Source organism: Solimonas sp. K1W22B-7 (genome assembly GCF_003428335.1).
In the GTDB taxonomy this organism is placed as follows: Bacteria; Pseudomonadota; Gammaproteobacteria; order Nevskiales; family Nevskiaceae; genus Solimonas_A.
Genome location: NZ_CP031704.1, coordinates 1,358,986 through 1,376,929 on the forward strand (window position 1 = coordinate 1,358,986; position 17,944 = coordinate 1,376,929).

The 17,944-nt window shown below is 64.5% G+C and carries 14 protein-coding genes; 10 read left to right on the forward strand and 4 right to left on the reverse strand.

Annotated elements, in window-relative coordinates; genetic code table 11:
* Positions 1 to 37: 37 nt before the first annotated feature.
* Positions 38 to 973 (reverse strand): alpha/beta hydrolase, encoded by a 936-nt coding sequence (locus D0B54_RS06335; protein ID WP_117290268.1) that lies wholly within the window; start codon positions 971 to 973, stop codon positions 38 to 40.
* A 172-nt stretch (positions 974 to 1,145) separates the two neighbouring features.
* Between D0B54_RS06335 and D0B54_RS06340 the strand changes: the two genes are divergently transcribed.
* From D0B54_RS06340 to D0B54_RS24190, 7 genes are all read left to right on the forward strand, one after another.
* Positions 1,146 to 2,285 (forward strand): LLM class flavin-dependent oxidoreductase, encoded by a 1,140-nt coding sequence (locus D0B54_RS06340; RefSeq protein WP_117290270.1) that lies wholly within the window; start codon positions 1,146 to 1,148, stop codon positions 2,283 to 2,285.
* 11 nt (positions 2,286 to 2,296) lie between these two features.
* The gene (locus tag D0B54_RS06345) at positions 2,297 to 3,172 is read left to right on the forward strand and encodes an SDR family NAD(P)-dependent oxidoreductase (RefSeq protein WP_117290272.1); all 876 of its coding nucleotides are present in this window, start codon (positions 2,297 to 2,299) and stop codon (positions 3,170 to 3,172) included.
* A complete protein-coding gene (locus D0B54_RS06350) occupies positions 3,169 to 4,167 on the forward strand; it encodes an NADP-dependent oxidoreductase (protein WP_205527289.1) in 999 nt (332 codons plus the stop codon). Before D0B54_RS06345 ends, D0B54_RS06350 begins: the two co-directional genes overlap by 4 nt.
* Complete coding sequence (locus D0B54_RS06355; RefSeq protein WP_117290274.1) at positions 4,164 to 4,493, forward strand: hypothetical protein; 330 nt, start codon at positions 4,164 to 4,166, stop codon at positions 4,491 to 4,493. The genes D0B54_RS06350 and D0B54_RS06355 overlap by 4 nt, the downstream gene beginning before the upstream one ends.
* Positions 4,487 to 5,068 (forward strand): Dabb family protein, encoded by a 582-nt coding sequence (locus D0B54_RS06360; RefSeq protein ID WP_117290276.1) that lies wholly within the window; start codon positions 4,487 to 4,489, stop codon positions 5,066 to 5,068. The genes D0B54_RS06355 and D0B54_RS06360 overlap by 7 nt, the downstream gene beginning before the upstream one ends.
* Before the next feature lie 730 nt (positions 5,069 to 5,798).
* Positions 5,799 to 9,788: an RHS repeat protein gene (locus D0B54_RS06365; RefSeq protein WP_162932249.1), complete on the forward strand. Its 3,990-nt coding sequence runs from the start codon at positions 5,799 to 5,801 to the stop codon at positions 9,786 to 9,788.
* A gap of 177 nt (positions 9,789 to 9,965) precedes the next feature.
* A complete protein-coding gene (locus D0B54_RS24190; RefSeq protein WP_162932250.1) occupies positions 9,966 to 10,670 on the forward strand; it encodes a hypothetical protein in 705 nt (234 codons plus the stop codon).
* A gap of 91 nt (positions 10,671 to 10,761) precedes the next feature.
* Here D0B54_RS24190 and D0B54_RS06370 read toward each other — a convergent pair whose 3' ends face one another.
* Both D0B54_RS06370 and D0B54_RS06375 read right to left on the reverse strand, forming a co-directional pair.
* Positions 10,762 to 11,655 carry an IS3 family transposase gene (locus D0B54_RS06370; protein ID WP_117290280.1) on the reverse strand — a complete coding sequence of 298 codons (894 nt, stop codon included), beginning with the start codon at positions 11,653 to 11,655 and terminating at the stop codon, positions 10,762 to 10,764.
* A complete protein-coding gene (locus D0B54_RS06375; RefSeq protein WP_117290282.1) occupies positions 11,652 to 12,050 on the reverse strand; it encodes a helix-turn-helix domain-containing protein in 399 nt (132 codons plus the stop codon). The genes D0B54_RS06370 and D0B54_RS06375 overlap by 4 nt, the downstream gene beginning before the upstream one ends.
* A gap of 138 nt (positions 12,051 to 12,188) precedes the next feature.
* Here D0B54_RS06375 and D0B54_RS25060 point away from each other — a divergent pair, with 138 nt between their 5' ends.
* On the forward strand, positions 12,189 to 13,013 hold the full coding sequence (locus tag D0B54_RS25060) for an RHS repeat-associated core domain-containing protein (RefSeq protein ID WP_301331509.1): 825 nt from the start codon (positions 12,189 to 12,191) through the stop codon (positions 13,011 to 13,013).
* A gap of 7 nt (positions 13,014 to 13,020) precedes the next feature.
* A complete protein-coding gene (locus tag D0B54_RS24195; protein WP_162932251.1) occupies positions 13,021 to 13,584 on the forward strand; it encodes an imm11 family protein in 564 nt (187 codons plus the stop codon).
* Between the two features lie 232 nt (positions 13,585 to 13,816).
* Here D0B54_RS24195 and D0B54_RS06385 read toward each other — a convergent pair whose 3' ends face one another.
* The gene (locus D0B54_RS06385; protein WP_117290284.1) at positions 13,817 to 15,151 is read right to left on the reverse strand and encodes a serine/threonine-protein kinase; all 1,335 of its coding nucleotides are present in this window, start codon (positions 15,149 to 15,151) and stop codon (positions 13,817 to 13,819) included.
* Between the two features lie 144 nt (positions 15,152 to 15,295).
* On the opposite strand from D0B54_RS06385, the gene alaS reads away from it, so the two are divergent.
* Positions 15,296 to 17,941 (forward strand): alanine--tRNA ligase, encoded by a 2,646-nt coding sequence (alaS, locus tag D0B54_RS06390; protein ID WP_117290286.1) that lies wholly within the window; start codon positions 15,296 to 15,298, stop codon positions 17,939 to 17,941.
* Positions 17,942 to 17,944 lie beyond the last annotated feature (3 nt).

Below are 17,944 nucleotides of genomic sequence, written 5' to 3' on the forward strand. Positions count from 1 at the left end.
GATTCGTCTGAATTGATGAAGGCCTGGTGACCATGACTCACCTGCCTTGCGCGGCGAACGCGCGCCGCAGTGCAGCAGCCGCCAGGTCGAGCGTATCCTCGGCCGCCGGGATCGCGCCCAACATGCTGATAAAGCCATGGATTTGACCTGACCAGCGGTGCAGCGCCGCCGGCACCCCGGCGAGCCGCAGCGACAGCGCATAGGCCTCGCCCTCGTCGCGCAGCGGGTCGTACTCCGCGGTGACGATGGTGGCCGGCGCCAGCCCGCCGAAGTCTTTCGCGCGCAGCGGCGAGGCCCGCGGGTCGGCCGCGTCGCCGCCGCCGGACAGGTACAGCGAGCGGAACCAGCGCATCATCTCCGCCGTCAGCAGGTAGCCCGTGCCGCAGGCCGCGTAGGAGGCGGATTCCTCCGCGCAATCCGTCACCGGGTACAGCAGCAGCTGGTGGCGCAGCGGCCAGCCGCGTACCTTGGCCTGCTGCGCCAGCACCGCCGCCAGGTTGCCGCCGGCACTGTCGCCCGCCACCGCGATGCGCTGCGCGTCGCCGCCGATCTCGCCCGCATGCGCACGCAGCCACTCCAGCGCCGCCACCGCATCCTGCACGGCGGCGGGGAAGGGCGCTTCCGGCGCCAGGCGGTAGTCCACCGACACCACCAGGGTCTGCGCGCGCACCGCCAGGCAGCGGCAGATGTTGTCATGCGTGTCCAGTCCGCAGGCGACGAAGCCGCCGCCGTGGAGGAACAGCGTCAGCGGCAGCGGGCCGGGCGCGTCCGGGTAGTACAGGCGCAGGCGCAGGGGCCCGCCGGGGCCGGCGATCTCGCGATCTTCGCTGTGCGCCACCGCGTCGCCGGGTGCGAGCAGGCCGCCGCTGCCGGTCATCGCCCGGTAGTCGGCCGCCGCCAGCGTCGTGAAATCCGGCGCGGGCAGGGCGGCCATGGCTTGCAGCAGGGCCTGGGCGTGGGGGTCTAGGGTCATTCGCGGTCTCCGTCGGTGCTTGCGACCGGAGCACTCTGCGCCGGCATTTTGCCGGGCGGTATCTCAAAACGGACGACATAAAAGCGACGAAGCCGGCGACGGAAACGCTTTGGATACTGCATCCAGAACGCCGCCCGCCATGGACGCGCGAGATGTCTTGAGGAGAGCCGCCATGAGATTTTCCCTGATCTACGAAGCCCAGACCACCGACGCCTCCCGCGCCGGCGACCGCCGCGTGTTCGACGAGATCGTCGAGCAGGCCGTGCTGGCCGAGCAGATGGGCTTCGACGTGATCTGGTGCGTGGAGCACACCGCGCTGACCAACTACGCCCACATGAGCGCGCCGGAAACCGTGCTCGCCTTCCTCGCCGGCAAGACCAGCCGCATCGGCCTGGGCCACGGCGTGGTCTGCCTGCCGCCGGCGATGAACCACCCGGTGAAGGTCGCCGAACGCATCGCCACGCTGGACCTGCTGAGCCACGGCCGCGTGCACTTCGGCGTCGGCAAGGGCGGCACCCAGCAGGAGGCCGGCACCTTCGGCTACGACCTCAGCACCCTGCACCCGCAGATCGACGAGGCCATGTACCTGATCCCCAAGATCATGGTGCAGGACGAGATCGAGCACGACGGCGAATACATCAAGATCCCGCGCCGCCCGATCCACCCCAAGCCCTACCAGGACCCGCATCCGCCGATGTACATGGCCTGCACCAACACCGACACCCTGACCCGCGCCGGCCAGCGCGGCATGGGCGCCCTGGTGCTGGGCTTCGGCGGTCCGGAAGACGTCGCCAAGAAGAACGAGGTCTACCGCACGGCCTGGGCTACGCGCAAGGCCGAGGACCAGGTCGGCTTCCGCCCCAACCAGCACCTCGCCGCGCTGTGCCCCACCATCGTCCTCAAGGACGGCCAGCAGGCCCGCAAGATCGGCATCAAGGGCCAGCGCTACTTCATGGAATCGCTCGGCCACTGGTACGGCGCCGGCCCCAAGCCCGATCCCAGCCAGTGGAGCGATGACATCACCTCGCACGACGCCGCCGGCAAGGACGTCATCAAGACCCAGTTCGCCTCCGAGAAGGTGACCATGGACTTCAGCGATCCGCAGATGATGCTGCTCAACCCCAACCACGCCTACGGCACGGTGGAAGACTGCATCGGCTACGTGCAGCGCCTGATCGACTCCGGCGCCGACGAAATCCTCTTCATCTGCCAGATGGGCACCGTGCCGCAGTGGGCGCAGCTGGAGACGCTGCGCAACATCGGCGAACACGTGATCCCGCATTTCCGCAAGCTGGCGCAGCGCGCCGCCTGAGGAGGGCCGCCATGCTCGAATCCCCGAAGCTGGACGGGCGCATCGCCCTGGTGACCGGCGCCAGCCGTGGTATCGGCCGTGCCATCGCCCAGCGCCTGGCGGCGGCCGGCGCCACGGTGGTCGTCACCGCGCGCAGCCTGGGCCAGAGCGCGCAGGAGACCGGCACGCTCGCCGAGACCGTGTCGCTGATCGAGGCGGCCGGCGGCCGTGCCTTGCCGCTGGCGGCCGATCTCGAGGACGCCGTGCAGCGCGACGCCCTGGTCGGCCGCGCGGCGCAACGGGCGGGCGGGCTCGACATCCTGGTCAACAACGCCGGCTACGCCGAGTACGCGCGCGTGGAATCGATGCCGGCGGCGATGTTCGAGCGCACGCTCGACTGCTACCTGCGCGTGCCCTTCGCGCTGTCGCAGGCCGCGATCCCGCTGATGCGGGCGCGCGGCGCCGGCTGGATCGTCAACATCGGCTCGGTCACCGCGCAGCCGCCGCGCAAGCCCTACGACTGGTTCGCCGCCAACGGCGGTGCCACGGTGTATGCGGCCGTCAAGGCGGCGCTGAACCGCTACACACAGGGCTTGGCCGCGGAACTGCTCGCCGACAACATCGCGGTGAATCTGGTCGGCCCCTCGACCGCGATCCGCACGCTCGGAGCCGCGCGCTACATCCCGGAGGACTATCCGACCGAGGACGTCGCCTATCTCGCGGAGACGGTGCTGGCGATGTCGCATCTGCCGGCCGCCGGGCGCACCGGCCTGGTCACGCACAGCCTGCATTTCCCGGCCGCGCTGCAACTGCCGGTGTTCAGCCTCGACGGCCGCACGCGCCTGCCGCCGGCGCAGGTGCCCGCGCATGCCTACGCCGGGCTGCAGGGTGATGGAGAAACGCCGTGAGCGCGACGATGCGCGCGATGGTGATCGAGCGCTTCGGCGGGCCGGAGCAACTGCAACCCGCCACGCTGCCGCTGCCCGAGCCGGGCCCCGGCGAGCTGCTGGTGCGCGTCGCCTGCGCCGGCGTCAACCCGGCGGACTGGAAGACCCGCGAAGGCTGGTTGTCGGCCTTCTTCCAGTACCGCTTTCCCTTCGTGCTCGGCTTCGATCTCGCCGGCACCGTGGTGAAGGCGGGCGAGGGCGCCGATGCGTCTCTCGTCGGCCGCCGCGTCGTGGCGTACTCGCGGCAGGGTGCCGGCGAATGGGGTTCCTATGCCGAGTACGCCGTGATCTGGGCGTCGGCCGCGGTGCCGCTGCCGGAGCAAGTCCCTGTCGATGCGGCGGCGGCGCTGCCCACGGCGGGCATCACCGCCTGGGAAGGGCTGTTCGAGGTGGGTGGGCTGCGCGCCGGCCAGAAGCTGCTGGTGCACGGCGGCGCGGGTGGCGTCGGCCGCTACGCGATCCAGCTGGCGCGCCATGCCGGTGCCGCGGTCGCGGCGACCTGCAGTGCCGCAAATCGCGAGGACCTGCTCGCACTGGGCGCCGCACTGGCGCTCGACTATCGCGACCCGCGCTGGCCGGAGGCGCTGGCCGCCTGGGCACCGGAAGGCGTGGACCTGCTGCTCGACGCGGTCGGGCAGGGCAGCCTGCCGCAGGCGGTCGACCTCGTGCGCGGCGGCGGCGTGCTGGCACCGGTGGCGACCCTGGTCGCCGGCGAGCCGCAAGCCGATGCGCAGCGCGCCGCCGAACGCGGCGTGCGCATCGTGCCCACCATGAGCGACTTCGCCCGCTCCGGCGCGCAGCTGCGCCAGCTGGTGGCGCTGTCGGCGGACGGCGTGCTGCGCGCGCCGCCGCTGACCTTGCTGCCGCTGGGGCAGGCCGGCGAGGCACAGCGCCGCGTGCAGGCCGGCGAGCTGCGCGGCAAGATCGTCCTGCAGGTCGAAGGGGCACTGCCATGAGCGTCTTCCTCGTCGACCGCCTCATCGCCCGGCCCGGCCGTGCGCGGGAACTGTTGCGAGCCTACCGCGAGCGCTACGTGCCCGGCGCGCAGGCACGCGGCCTCAGGCTTGAACGCACGCTGCTGTCGCCGCCGCTGTGGCTGGAGGAGCAGTCGAACACGCTCGAGTTCGTCTGGGCGATGGACGGTGCCGCCGGCTTCTGGGCGATGACGCTGCAGGCGCGGCCCGATCCGGCAATGCAGGGCTGGTGGCGCGAGGCGCAGGAGCTGATCGAGAGCCGCGAGCGCTACCTCTGCGCCGCGGTCGAGGAGTTGCCGTCATGCTGAGGCGCATCGAACTGATCCGCTGGCCGGTGCCCGCCGCCGAGGGCGCGCTGGAGCGGCTGCGCGATGCCGCCCCCGGCGGCCTGCTGCAGCCAACCCTGCCGGGCTCCTGGAACGGCGGCGAGTGGCTGCGCCGCTGGCAGGGCAGTGCCACCGGGCTTGCGGCGGCTTCCGCGCCGAGCCTGATCCGCGCCGGAGTCGCGGCGGATGCGGCGGTCTACGAGGAAGGCGAGGCCGGCGGCGACTGGGCCGGAGGCGGCATCTATCGCGTCCTGCTGCTGAGCCTGCGGCCGGGCATCCCGGCGGAACGGCAGGCGCGCTTCGAGCGCGAAGTACTGGCGATGCCGCGCTACATCCGCGCGATCCGCGCCTGGCGTCTGGCGCGCGTGGTGCAGTCCGAGGGCGCGCGGCCCTGGACCCATGTCTGGGAACAGCGCTACGACGCGCTGGAAGGCCTGGCCGGCGAGTACATGATGCACCCCTACCACTGGGCACACGTGGACCGCTGGTTCGATCCCGAGAGCCCGGACTGGATCGTCGATCCGCATCTCTGCCATAGCTTCTGCCGTTTCGAGTAACACCGCTGCGTTCGGATGAGTTCCGATACCGCAGCTCAAGGGCGGGTCCTTGCCCCGCCTGTCGCGAACTCTCGCGAGGCTGGCATCGGGCACCGCTGGAAACCCTGCGCAACATCGGCGAACACGTGATTCCGCATTTCCTTGCGCAGAAGAAGCAGGCGGCGTAGCACAGAGTCCTTCAGTGAACTGCGACAGAGGGCGGATTCGCAATATTGTAATCCGCCTTTTTTCATTCGCGGGAAAGCTTGCGAAGTGCACGCCGAAGACCTGACTCGTTTGTCACATTGCGCAAGCTCCTTATCTTCGCTTTGAATAGGCGCGAACCCTCGTCGATCCTGGAAGATTCTTCATGCGCAATGGACTGCAGCGGCTCCCGCGTTCCCTCCTTGATTTCCTCGCTCTGGCGCTGCTGGCCCTGGTCGGGCTGTGTTACACGCCCGCTTCTCACGCGGCATGCACGACGACTACCGCCACTCCAACGGGTCTGCCTGCCACCTTTCAGCACACTCTCGGCGACTGCGGCGACAAGATCACCGCGCAGAACGCCTGCTTCGACTTCGTCACCGCGCTGGGTTATGCAACCAGCTACTGCGGACTTGGCGGATACCCTGGCTACACGGGACAGTATGGAGCCGGCTGGCTCAGCAGCGGCGGCGAGAGTCATCTCGGAAACTTTTTCTACTGCAACATCTACAGTCCCAGCCAGTCCTGGTCGGAAGACACGCTTTATGTGCGCCGATGGCAGACCGGCGGCAGTGCCTGCACGGCACCCGAGCCGGAGCTGAAGGTTACGCAAACTCCGAAGACGCTTTGTGAAGCGGCGGCAGCCAACCCCCACAGGTCCAATCCCGTCAACTGCACCACCGGCCGCAAGATCCAGAAAGAGACCGACTACGCCGATGCGGACTTCCGCATGGAGCGCAGCTTTGCCAGCAAGCTGTCCAGCGACACGACAGCGCCCGAAGGCTGGAACTTCCCCAGGCCGCAGATCACCATCACCACGGTGCTGAGCTACGACGTGGCGGTGTTCTCCTACGGCAGTTGGCGCCGCGCCTTCATCCGCGACACCGGCACCACCGCCTGGACCTCCAACCGTTACGACGACGGCAAGCTTACCCAGGTCAGCGGCCTGCAGGTCTTCAAGGAGTCTTCGGGCACCAGTTACGAGTTCGACAGCCTGGGCCGCCTGTCCGCCCGCGTGGAAGCCGACGGCCGGCGCTTCAACATCAGCTACAGCAGCAACGGCTACGGCGGCCAGACCGAAACCTACACCCACGCCGTCACCGGCCGGGTCTACCAGATCGCCTATGACGCCAGCCAGCACGCCCTGGAGTTCGTCGATCCGGCCGGCAACCACACCACCTACGCCTGGGACAGCCTGGGCCGGCTGGAGTCCGTCACCTATCCCGACGACACCCCGCTCGTTACCACCGACAACCCCGTCCGCCAGTATCTCTACGAGGACAGCAGCTTTCCCCAGGCCCTCACCGGCATCATCGACGAGAACGGCGACCGCTACGCCACCTATGCCTACGACAGCAGCGGCCGCACCGTGCTCAGCGAGCATGCCGGCGGCGCGCAGCGCTTCACCTTCGACTACCTGACCGGCACCACCACCCGGATCCGGGAGTATTTCGACGCCACCCGCTACACCGAAAGCCTGATGAGCTTCGCGGCGATCGCGGACAAGCCCCTGCGCGTCACCTCGCTGGCCTACAACAGCTGCCCCGACTGCGGCTTGTCCAGCAATACCGAGAGCTACACCTACGACAGCAACGGCTATCTAAAGACCAAGGTCGACAAGCGCGGCATCACCACCCAATACACTTTCGACGCCACCTACGGCGTGGAGACCAGCCGCATCGAGGCCCAGGGCACGGCTCAGGCCCGCTATGTGGAGACCAGCTGGACCACCTCAGGGCCTTTGCGCAGCTCCGCCGCTGCCGACGTGGTGAGCGGCAGTTATTACTATCGTTTTTATAACAGCTACAACAGCTCTGGCCAGATTACCTCGAACCAGGACCACGCGTCCTCCTCGCGCCAGACCGATTACGGCTACGACACGAGCCAACGCCTGATCACCGTCAACGGTCCGCGCACCGACGTCTGGGACGTCACCACGCTGGCCTACGACAGCCATAGCAACGTCAGCCAGATCACCAACCCCCTGGGCCATATCACCCAGATCACCCACTACGACGCCAGCGGCAGGCCGCTGCGCATCGTCGACCCCAACGGCATCATCACCCTGCTGACCTACGACGCCCGCGGCAAGCTGCTCACCCGCAGCACCGCTGGCGAAACCATCGGCTTCGAATACGACAAGGCCGGGCAACTCAAGAAGGTCACCACGCCCCACGGCGCCTGGCTCTCGTATACCTACGACGCTGCCCACCGTCTGACCGGCATCGCCGACCAGGACGGCAACCGCATCGCCTACACCCTGGACTGGGCCGGCAACCGCACGGCCGAAGAGGTCTACGACCCCGGCAACACCCTGCGCCGCAGCCAGACCCGGGTCTACGACGGGCTCAGCCGCCTCAAGGAAGTGCAGGGCGCCAACGGGCAGGTCGCCAGCTACGGCTACGACGGCAACGGCAACGTCCTCACCCAGACCGTGGACGGCCGCACCGCCACCCACGAGTACGACAGCCTCGATCGCCTGCTCAAGGTCACCGACCCTGACAGCGGCATCACCCAGTACGGCTACAACTTCCGCGACGTGGTCAACAGCGTCACCGACCCGCGCGGCCTCGCGACGACCTATACCGTCAACAACCTCGAGCAGATCACCCAGCAGCAGAGCCCGGACACCGGCACCACCGGCAGCATCACCTACGACTCTGCCGACAACCTCAAGACCCGCACCGACGCCAAGAGCCAGGCCGTCGCCTACAGCTACGACGCCCTCAGCCGCGTGACCCAGGCCGCCTACGCTAGCGGCCCCACCATCACCTACACCTACGACCAGGGCAGCTACGGCAAGGGGCATCTGACCGAGATCAGCGGCCCCGGCGTCACCCTGAGCTGGGTCTACAACGCGCAAGGGCGCCTGGCCAGCAAGACCCAGGTCGTCGGCGCCCGCACGCTCACCACCAGCTACACCTACGACAGCGCCGGCCGCCTGGCCACGCAGACCCTGCCCAGCGGCAAGGTGCTGGGGTACAGCTGGACCAGCAACCGGCTCACCGGCATGACGCTGGACGGCAACCCCGTCACCAGCAACATTGCGCAGGAGCCGTTCGGGCCTATTGCCGAGTGGGACTTTGCCAACGGAGAGACGGTCACCAGGGCTTTCGATCAGTCCGGCCGCATGACCGACCACAGCCTGGGTAGCATCAGCTACGACACGGCCGACCGCATCACCGGGCTCACTCATGGCGGAATCTCGCAGCTGACCGGCTCCAAGACCTACGGCTACGACAGCCTGGACCGGCTGACCAGCTATCTCGGGTCCAGCTTCAGCATCGGCTACAGCTACGACGCCGACGGCAACCGCACGCAGCAGAGCGGCACTGCCGGCACCATCGACTACACCTCGGCCACCACCAGCAACCAGCTGAACAGCCTGACCGACGGCAGCACCACGCAAAACTTCACCTACGACGCCAACGGTAGCCTGACGGCCGATGGAATCCACACCTACGGCTACGACAAGACCGGCCGGCTGACCAGCCTCGACGGCACGGTTAGCTACGCCTACAACGGCCTGGGGCAGCGGGTAAGCAAGAGCACGGGCATCGTCTACGCCTATGACGAGGCCGGGCACCTGATCGGCGAGTACGACGCCAGCACGGGGGCAGCGATCCAGGAGACGGTGTGGATGGGCGATACGCCCGTGGCGGTGGTCAAGGGATCAAGCACCTACTACGTGCATGCCGACCACCTGAACACGCCGCGGCAGATCGATGACGCCAGCGGCGATCCGGTTTGGGTGTGGGACACGATTACGTTTGGGTCTTCGGCGCCGGACCAGGATCCGTTGTCCACTGGGACGCCGTTTGTTTATAACCTCAGGCATCCGGGGCAGGTTTATGAAGCGGAGTCGGGACTTTTCCAGAACTGGCATCGGGATTACAACCCCGGGCTGGGGCGGTATGTGGAAAGCGATCCGATAGGGCTCGAAGGCGGAATAAGTACATATGCCTATACTCTAGGCTCACCCATCCGATTCTCGGATCGCACCGGCCAGGCGATTGATGCGGATCCGTTTACACCAGGACCCTTTGCACCTTGGCTTGTAGGTACATGGGTTCATGAACGATTCGCACAATATGTTCGAGCACAAGGCTTTGAAGCGAACAACACAGCTCAGGGCCTATTTGAAAGGGACCGGCCAGATGTATTTGACCGTAATCGCAAGAATATTTGGGAGCTGAAGCCTCTGACCTGTGAAAGCGGCCCGGGCCGTGGGGCGGCACTCGCGCAACTCGGCGCATATGCAGCTATTGCCAATAGAACTGATCCATTCTGGAGCGCAGGGAGAAGTAGCAGGCTATTTCCCAGTGGGCCTGTGACACTTACGGACACCTTTTACAATGGTGCAACTGTGCGAGTCACATATTTTCCAGATCCTGTAGATACTTCCGGGCTAGTATTCTACGAATGGGAGTTGGTGCGAAGTTTGGTTGAAAGCCTACAATCAAACAAAGCCACCTCTTGTGGGTGCGAAAGGGCTACAGCGCCTATGCTAAGCCCAATACCACTTCTGATTCCTTAAATCATGGTCAGTGATCGGATCATTTCCAACGTCCTTCATCTTCTAGATACTCAGTACCAACGAGAGGACGCACTCGTATCAGTAGGCCTAACTGCTTTTAGACCCGCTTTACGGTTCGTCGAAGACATTTGTGAATCTCAAGATGAAATCAAGGAGCATAGGGTATTCCTTATTGGAATGAGCAAGAATCGTGTCATCAGGGAAGAGCACCATGAAGCAGAATTTTTACGACTGCGTGATGCGGCGGACGAGCGCAGCGACAGGACAGGGCATATCTGGGACCAAGAGCTAACATCATTTAGTCGCCGGCTACAAATGATGCGGGCACTTGATGCTCCTGGCCTTGCGACATTTCAGCGCAGTTACAAAGATGCCATTCAGGGGGCTTGGGTAGATGAGGTAAAAGGCCACGCAGTAGGAAGATTCAAGGAATTTGATTCGTCCAATAAAACGTCCAGAGCAAATCTATATCGAGTTGTAATGGATGAACGGGCCTGCGATCTTGGCTTTTTCAGAAATAAGGCACGGCCCGGAAACGGCCTCCCGGTCTATACAAAGCGCATCGGCGATGGGTGCCAAGTTTCACTGGTCGTGGATTCTGTCCTATTCAATAAGGTTATTGGTTCAGAGTTCAAAATCATGGAAACCAATGAGATTTTGCGTCCAGGTCCGGATTTCGATCCGTGCATTGAGATTTCGACAGCAGAAAATAAGGGTACAGCCGTTAAAAAAATTCAGATTTCCTTTTCTTCAGTGCTTCCGATTCGAGAGAAACCACTCGGCAGCTTCACCTATTCGAGTTTCTATACCTTGGAAGAGTTGGAAGCTTTGATATTCATACACTTGAAGATGTACGCGCTCATTGATCAACACCTAGTCTAAAAGCGAAAAGCGAAAAGCGAAAAGCGATAAAGCGATAAAGCGAAACAGGGGACAGATTCTTGGAGTGCACCCCTGAGCTGAGACACCGAAATCAGGGGCAGCTGTGAGTGAGCGAGCCTACGGTTAGCGATGCCTGACGTAGTCTCGGATGCAAAGCTTCGTACTCCAGCGGAGGACGATAGTCCAACGCTGAATACAGTCGCTGTCGATTGTAGACCTCCTCGATGAAGCTGCCGATCTGCGTGCGTGCTTCGTGGACGTTACGGTAGGCCCGCCCGTCGACCTCCTCCTGCTTGAGGGTTTTCATGAAGCTCTCGGCCTTGGCGTTGTCACAAGGGTTGCCGACCCGGCTCATGCTGGGCTGGATGTGGTGCGCCTGCAGCAGCGCGGCGTAGTCCGCGCAGGCGTACTGGACGCCCCGGTCCGAGTGGTGGATCAGGCTATCCGGCGGCGGCTGGCGCGCGGCCAGGGCCATCTTCAGCGCAGCGGTGGCAAGCGAAGCCTGCAGATGCGATTCCAAGGCCCAGCCGATCACCTTGCGGCTGTACGCATCCAGAACGATCGCCAGATAGGCGAAGGTCTCACGCAAATGCACATAGGTGATGTCCGCCACCCAGAGCTGGTCGAGGCCGGTCAGGATCAGGCCGCGCGCCAGGTTGGGCACGACGCGCCAGCCATGTCGCGAATCGGTGGTCATGGGCACGAAGGCGCGCTTGCGCAGGCACAGCAGGTTGTCCTGGCGCATCAACTGCAGGACCCGCTTGTGATTGGCGATCCAGCCCTCGCGCCGCAGCTGGGCGGCGATCCGTCGGTAGCCGTAGTGCCGATGGGCCAGTGCCAGCTGCTGGATCGCGTCGCGCAACGCGGTTTGTTCTTGGCGCGGCGCCGAAGCCTGCCAGTGGCGGTAGTAGCCGGCCCGGCTGACGCCGGCCAGCCGGCACAGCGCTTCAATTCCCAGCATGCCTTGCGGCGCCTGATCCGTCATCGCTTGGATGACCGTATAGACGCCTTCGCGCCAGGCGCGGCGCTCGGCCGGCGTGCGCCCTCGATGTGCCGCAAGGCTTGTTGAAAAAAATCGAGTTCGACCTGCTGGCGGCCGATCTTGCGTTCCAGATCAGCGATGCGCTGTTGGGCTGCAGCCAGCACGTCCGGCTTGCCAGAAACTGCCTGGGGCTTCAGCGCTGAAACCGCTCGTGGTGGTCGGCCTCGGCCGCGCAGGGCGTCGGCGCCACCGGCTCGGAACCGGTCCCGCCACAGATAGAGATGCTTGCGGCGAATGCCCAGCTCGCTGGCCAGCGCGGTGACGTTTTCGCCCTGGAGCATCCGCTGCACCGCCGCAAGTTTGAACTCGCGGCTGAAGCCTGTTGCGGATATGTTCAACTTCAGTTCTCCTACGCTTGAGAACTGTCCCTATTTTATGTGTCTCAGCCTAGGGGTGCACTCCACACCTACTATGTCCATGCCGACCACCTGAACACGCCGCGGCAGATCGACAATGCCAGTGGCGATCCGGTTTGGGTGTGGGACACGATTACGTTTGGCAGCTCGGCGCCGGATCAGGATCCGCTCTCCACCGGGACGCCGTTTGTTTACAACCTGAGGCATCCGGGGCAGGTTTATGACGCGGAGTCGGGGTTGCTGCAGAACTGGCATCGGGATTACCACCCGGGTATGGGGCGGTACATTCAGAGCGATCCGATTGGGCTGCTGGGCGGGATCAATACCTTTGCCTATGCCGGCGGCAATCCGCTGAGCAATATCGACCCCTCCGGGCTGTTCATTACCAGCGTAGACGCGGCCTGCGCAATGAGTCCTGCGCTGTGCGGAGAGCTAATCGGGCAGATAACCGAGAACTCTGGGGCAATAGCTGTGAAGCAGTCTGGGGACAACTGCATTGCCCAGAGCGCGGCTGATGGTGCGGATACCTTGCGTGGTATTGGTATTGCGATGGAGTTTGCTGGTGTTGCGGGCGCCGCTACGAAGTTTGCCGCAGCGGGCGTAATGGGAGTTGCAAAGAAAGCAGCAGGGGGGCCAATACATCATATCTGCACGAATAAAAACTGCGTTTCAGCACTAACCGGAGGGCCGTGGACCCCTAGATTTGCAGAGCTCTTCGAAAAAGCCGGAATGAATCTGGAAAATTCGTTGAACAAGATAGTGGTCGCTGGCCACAAGGGCCCTCACCCAGAAGCGTATCATCAGGCAGTATACGATCGTCTAGTAAGTGCTACCCAAGGTCTTAATGGGAGTGCTTACCGCAATGCTCTGCAATTGGAGCTAAAGGCGCTTGCGTTGGAAATTAAGAACCCTGGATCATTCCTGAATAGGTTGGTTAGTCCTTAGGCTCTATATGACTAAGTTTTTTCGATTGATTGCCGATTCGGAAGCAACGGATCGCTGGTACTTGAAAGCCCCCATCAATTCATTGGGCAAGGAGGTCGATCCTCGCCTCTTTACGGAGGGGAAGGCTTTTCTTCTGAAGGAAAATTTAACCATCCCGATTCGGCAGAATGGGAGGAAAGTGGAGTTTAATTTTGGGGCTTTTGACATGATCGTCACGCCTGCAAAGCTCAATGCAAAACTTGTAGAAGTTGCAGGTGTATCAATTCAAAGAATACCCGCTTGCATCGAATCTGTAAGCCAAGAATTCGAAATACTGAATGTCCTGGACAAAGTTAACTGTATTGATGAATCCGCGTCACGATTCGTCAAATGGACGGTAGCTGATGGACGCCCGGAGAAGATAGGCCAATACCGAATGATCTCCCCGCTTAGAATAAATGGGGACGCCGCCGAAGGAAGGCATCTGTTCCGCGTCAATGAGTGGCCTATCGCGCTTATAGCCTCGGAATCCATTAAAAATCTTCTTGCGGAGCAGGTAACCAGTGGGGTGCAGTTTGAAGCGGTAAATTGAGGGACGGTATGTCCATTTTCTAACTTCCGTCGCGTGACCCATCAGGCCCGCGTTGCTCAGATTTGAGCGGCGGCCATCAACAACGCATAAGAATTTCTCAGCAAGGATAGCTCCATATGCCGCGCCGGCGTACCACCCCTGCGTTTCAGTCGTGCTGCTTGTTGGCAAGCGAGTTGCTGTCCCTGCACTGCCCTAAAATAACGGGTAGGGAGCCTGCGTCCGCCGCACGCCGCTACGGCAATATGAAATCCAGCGCCAGGTCCGACTTCGGCAGCAGCGTCGCCGCCTTCTCGGTGGTGGCCGTCAGCCGCAGGATCAGGTTCTCGCAGAAGATGCGGTAGTAGCGCAGCTGGCATTCGTCCGACATCTTGTCGAGCAGCGCGGCGTTGACCTGCAGCACCAGCACGTCGGTGCTGGCCACCACGCTGGCGGTGCGCTGCACGGCGTAGAGGAAGCCGATCTCGCCGAAGCAGTCGCCTTTTTCCAGCAGGGCGATCATCTGGCCGTTCTTGCGCACCTCGGCGATGCCCATCAGCAGGATGTACAGCGCGTTGTCGGTCTCGCCCTCGCGGATGATGGTGTCGCCGGCGCGGTAGGTGACGCTGGTGCTGGCGTCCATCAATTCCGCCAGTTCCGGGCTGCGGAAGGCCTTGAAGAACTCCAGGCGGCGCAGGGAATCGTGGCTCATCTTCAGCGCCCGGCGCCGCGGGCCGCCTTCCTGGGCCAGCGGCGCCAGATCCTCGGCCAGCTTGCGGCCGCTGGGGTAGCGCGCCGCGGGGTCCTTGGCCAGCAGGCGGTTGACCACCTCGCAGACCGCGTCGGGCAGGTCCTCGCGCTTGCTCTGCACCGGCGGCGCGGGCTCGCGCTGGATGCGGGCGAACAGGGTACGGGTGTCGCGGGCAATGAATGGCGGCTCGCCGGTCAGCAGCAGGTACATGACCATGCCCAGGGAGTAGAGGTCGGCGGCCGGGGTCAGCTCGCGGCCCTCGATCTGCTCGGGCGACATGAACAGCGGCGAGCCGCTGATGCCGCCGGAGCGGTCGGCCCCGGCCAGGGCGGCGATGCCGAAGTCCATGATCTTGGGCTGGCCCGCGGGGGTCACCATGATGTTGCCGGGCTTGATGTCCTTGTGCAGCACGCCGGCGCGGTGGACGTAATCCAGGGCCAGGGCGCACTTGAGCATCAGGTCGGCCACCCGCTCGATCTTGGGCCGGGGGGCGTCGCGCTGGCAGGGGCGTTTCAGCGTCTCGCCGGCCACGAACTCCATGACCAGGTAGTTCAGGGAGCCTTCGGTGCCGGCGTCGAACAGGGTGACGATGCCGGGGTGGTGCAGGCGCCCGGCCGCGCGCGCCTCGGCGAAAAAGGCCTTCTGGAGCTGCTCGGGCAGCTCGCCGTCCAGGGTATCGGCGACCTTGATGGCCACTTCCCGCTGCACGAAGGGGTCGAATCCGCGGTAGACCCGGCCGAAGCTGCCTCGGCCCAGTTCGCCGCTGATCTCGTATTTTCCCAGCTGGCGCAGGCCGGAATCCCGGCTTTCCTGAGCCCCGCCGCCTGCCGCAGTGGCCATGTCCACCCCCTGTCCGGCCCATTATGGGCCAAGCCGGACCCCCGGGGTGGGACGGCTTTTGTGGCGGCAGGTCAACAGCTTGGCTAACATAACGCCCCTTTTTGTCCCCCCGGCTTTTCAAACCAAGTTCCCCGCGCAGGTCCCATGAACAGCAATGAAGTCCGCGCCCGCTTCCTGGATTTCTTCCGGAGCAAGGGCCATACCGTCGTGCCGTCGTCGCCCCTGGTCCCGGGCAACGACCCCACGCTGCTGTTCACCAATGCCGGCATGGTCCAGTTCAAGGACGTGTTCACCGGCCAGGACAAGCGCCCCTACGTGCGCGCGGCCAGCTCGCAGAAATGCGTGCGCGCCGGCGGCAAGCACAACGATCTCGAGAACGTCGGCTACACCGCGCGTCACCACACCTTCTTCGAGATGCTGGGCAACTTCAGCTTCGGCGACTACTTCAAGAAGGACGCCATCCACTACGCCTGGGAATTCATCACCGGCAAGGACTGGCTGGGCATCGACAAGTCGCGCCTGCTGGTGACGGTCTACGCCACCGACGACGAGGCCTACGATCTCTGGAAGAACGAGATCGGCGTGCCGGCCGACCGCATCGTGCGCATCGGCGACAACAAGGGCGCGAAGTTCGCTTCCGACAATTTCTGGAGCATGGGTGACACCGGCCCCTGTGGCCCCTGCACCGAGATCTTCTACGACCACGACCCCGACGGTTCCAAGGGCATCTGGGGCGGCCCCCCGGGCTCGCCGGAAGAAGACGGCGACCGCTGGATCGAGATCTGGAACCTGGTGTTCATGCAGTTCGAGCGCTCCGCCGACGGCAGCATGACCGAGTTGCCGGCGCCCAGCGTCGACACCGGCATGGGCCTGGAGCGCATCAGCGCGCTGATGCAGGGCAGCAACGACAACTACCAGACCGACACCTTCCGTCACCTGATCGGCGCGGTGGCCAGGCTGGCGAAACAGCAGCCCTACGAGAGCGCCTCGCAGAAGGTCATCGCCGACCACATCCGCGCCGCCTCCTTCCTGATCACCGACGGCGTGCTGCCCTCCAACGAGGGCCGCGGCTACGTGCTGCGCCGCATCATGCGCCGCGCCATCCGTCACGGGTACAAGCTGGGCCTCAACGAGCCGTTCTTTTACAAGCTGGTCGGCACGCTGGCCGAGGTCATGGGCAGCGCCTACCCGGAGCTGAACGAGAAGCGCGCGCAGATCGAGAAAGCCATCCGCCAGGAAGAGGACAGCTTCGCCGTCACGCTCGACAAGGGCATGAAGCTGCTCGACGAGGCCATCGGCAAGCTCAAGGACAAGACCATCCCGGGCGAGGTGGTGTTCAAGCTCTACGACACCTACGGCTTCCCGCTGGACCTCACCGCCGACATCGCGCGCGAGCGCGAGCTGGCACTGGACCTGCCCGGCTACGAGCGCGAGATGGAAGCGCAGCGTGACCGCGCCCGCGCCGCCAGCAGCTTCAAGGGCGGCGCTACGCTGGCCTATGACGGCGCCGACAGCTGCTTCGTTGGCTACGACGGCCTGGTGCAGGAGGGCGCCAGGGTGCTCGCCCTGTACCGTGACGGCCAGGCGGTGAATGAACTCAAGGCCGGCGAAGCTGGCGCCGTGGTGCTCGACAACACGCCGTTCTACGCCACCGGCGGCGGCCAGGTCGGCGACAAGGGCCGCATTGTTGCTGCCACGGGGGGCTTCGAGGTCGAGGAAACCCAGAAGCTCAAGGGTGCCGTCAGCGGCCACTTCGGCCGCCAGAAGGACGGCGCGCTGAAAGTTGGCGACGCCGTGCGCGCCGCGGTCACCGAGAGCCTGCGCCGCGCCAGCATGCGCAACCACTCCGCCACCCACCTGATGCACCGCGCGCTGCGCGACGTGCTGGGCGGCCATGTGGCGCAGAAGGGCTCGGTGGTCGACGAGCAGCGCACCCGCTTCGACTTCTCGCATGGCCAGCCGGTCACGGCCGCCGAGATCGCCGAGATCGAGGACCGCGTCAACCGCGCCATCCTGGCCAACGTGCCGGTGAGCGCCGAAGTGATGAAGTACGACGACGCCATCAAGGCCGGCGCCATGGCGCTGTTCGGCGAGAAGTACGGCGACGAAGTGCGCGTGCTGGCGATGGGCGACTTCTCCACCGAACTCTGCGGCGGCACCCATGTGTCCCGCACCGGCGACATCGGCTTGTTCAAGATCGTGGCCGAGGGCGGCGTTGCTGCCGGCGTGCGCCGCGTCGAGGCCGTCACCGGCGAGAACGCGCTGGCCTACCTGCGCGAGACCGAGGCTAAGTACAAGCTAGCGCTCAGCTACTGGAAGGTGGCTTCGGCTTCTCTTGATGATGTTCAAGAGCTGGTAGACAAAGCGAAAGAGGAAAGGCGTCTACTGGAGAAGGAAGTTATTGCGCTCAAGGGCAAGCTCGCCTCCAGCGCCGGCAGCGACCTCGCGGGCCAGGCGCGCGAGATCAAGGGCGTGAAGGTGCTGGTGGCGCGCGTCGACGGCGTCGAGGGCAATGACCTGCGCACGCTGCTCGACCAGCTCAAGAACAAGCTCGGCTCCGGCATCGTCCTGCTGGGCGCCGCCAGCGGCGAGAAGGTCAGCCTGATCGCCGGTGTGACCAACGACCTCACCGGCAAGGTGAAGGCTGGCGAGCTGGTGAATTTCGCGGCAGGGCAGGTGGGCGGCAAGGGCGGCGGCAAGCCCGACATGGCACAGGCCGGCGGCACGCAGCCGCAGAATCTCGGCCCGGCGCTGGACAGCGCCTACGCCTGGGTCGAACAGAAACTCTGAGAC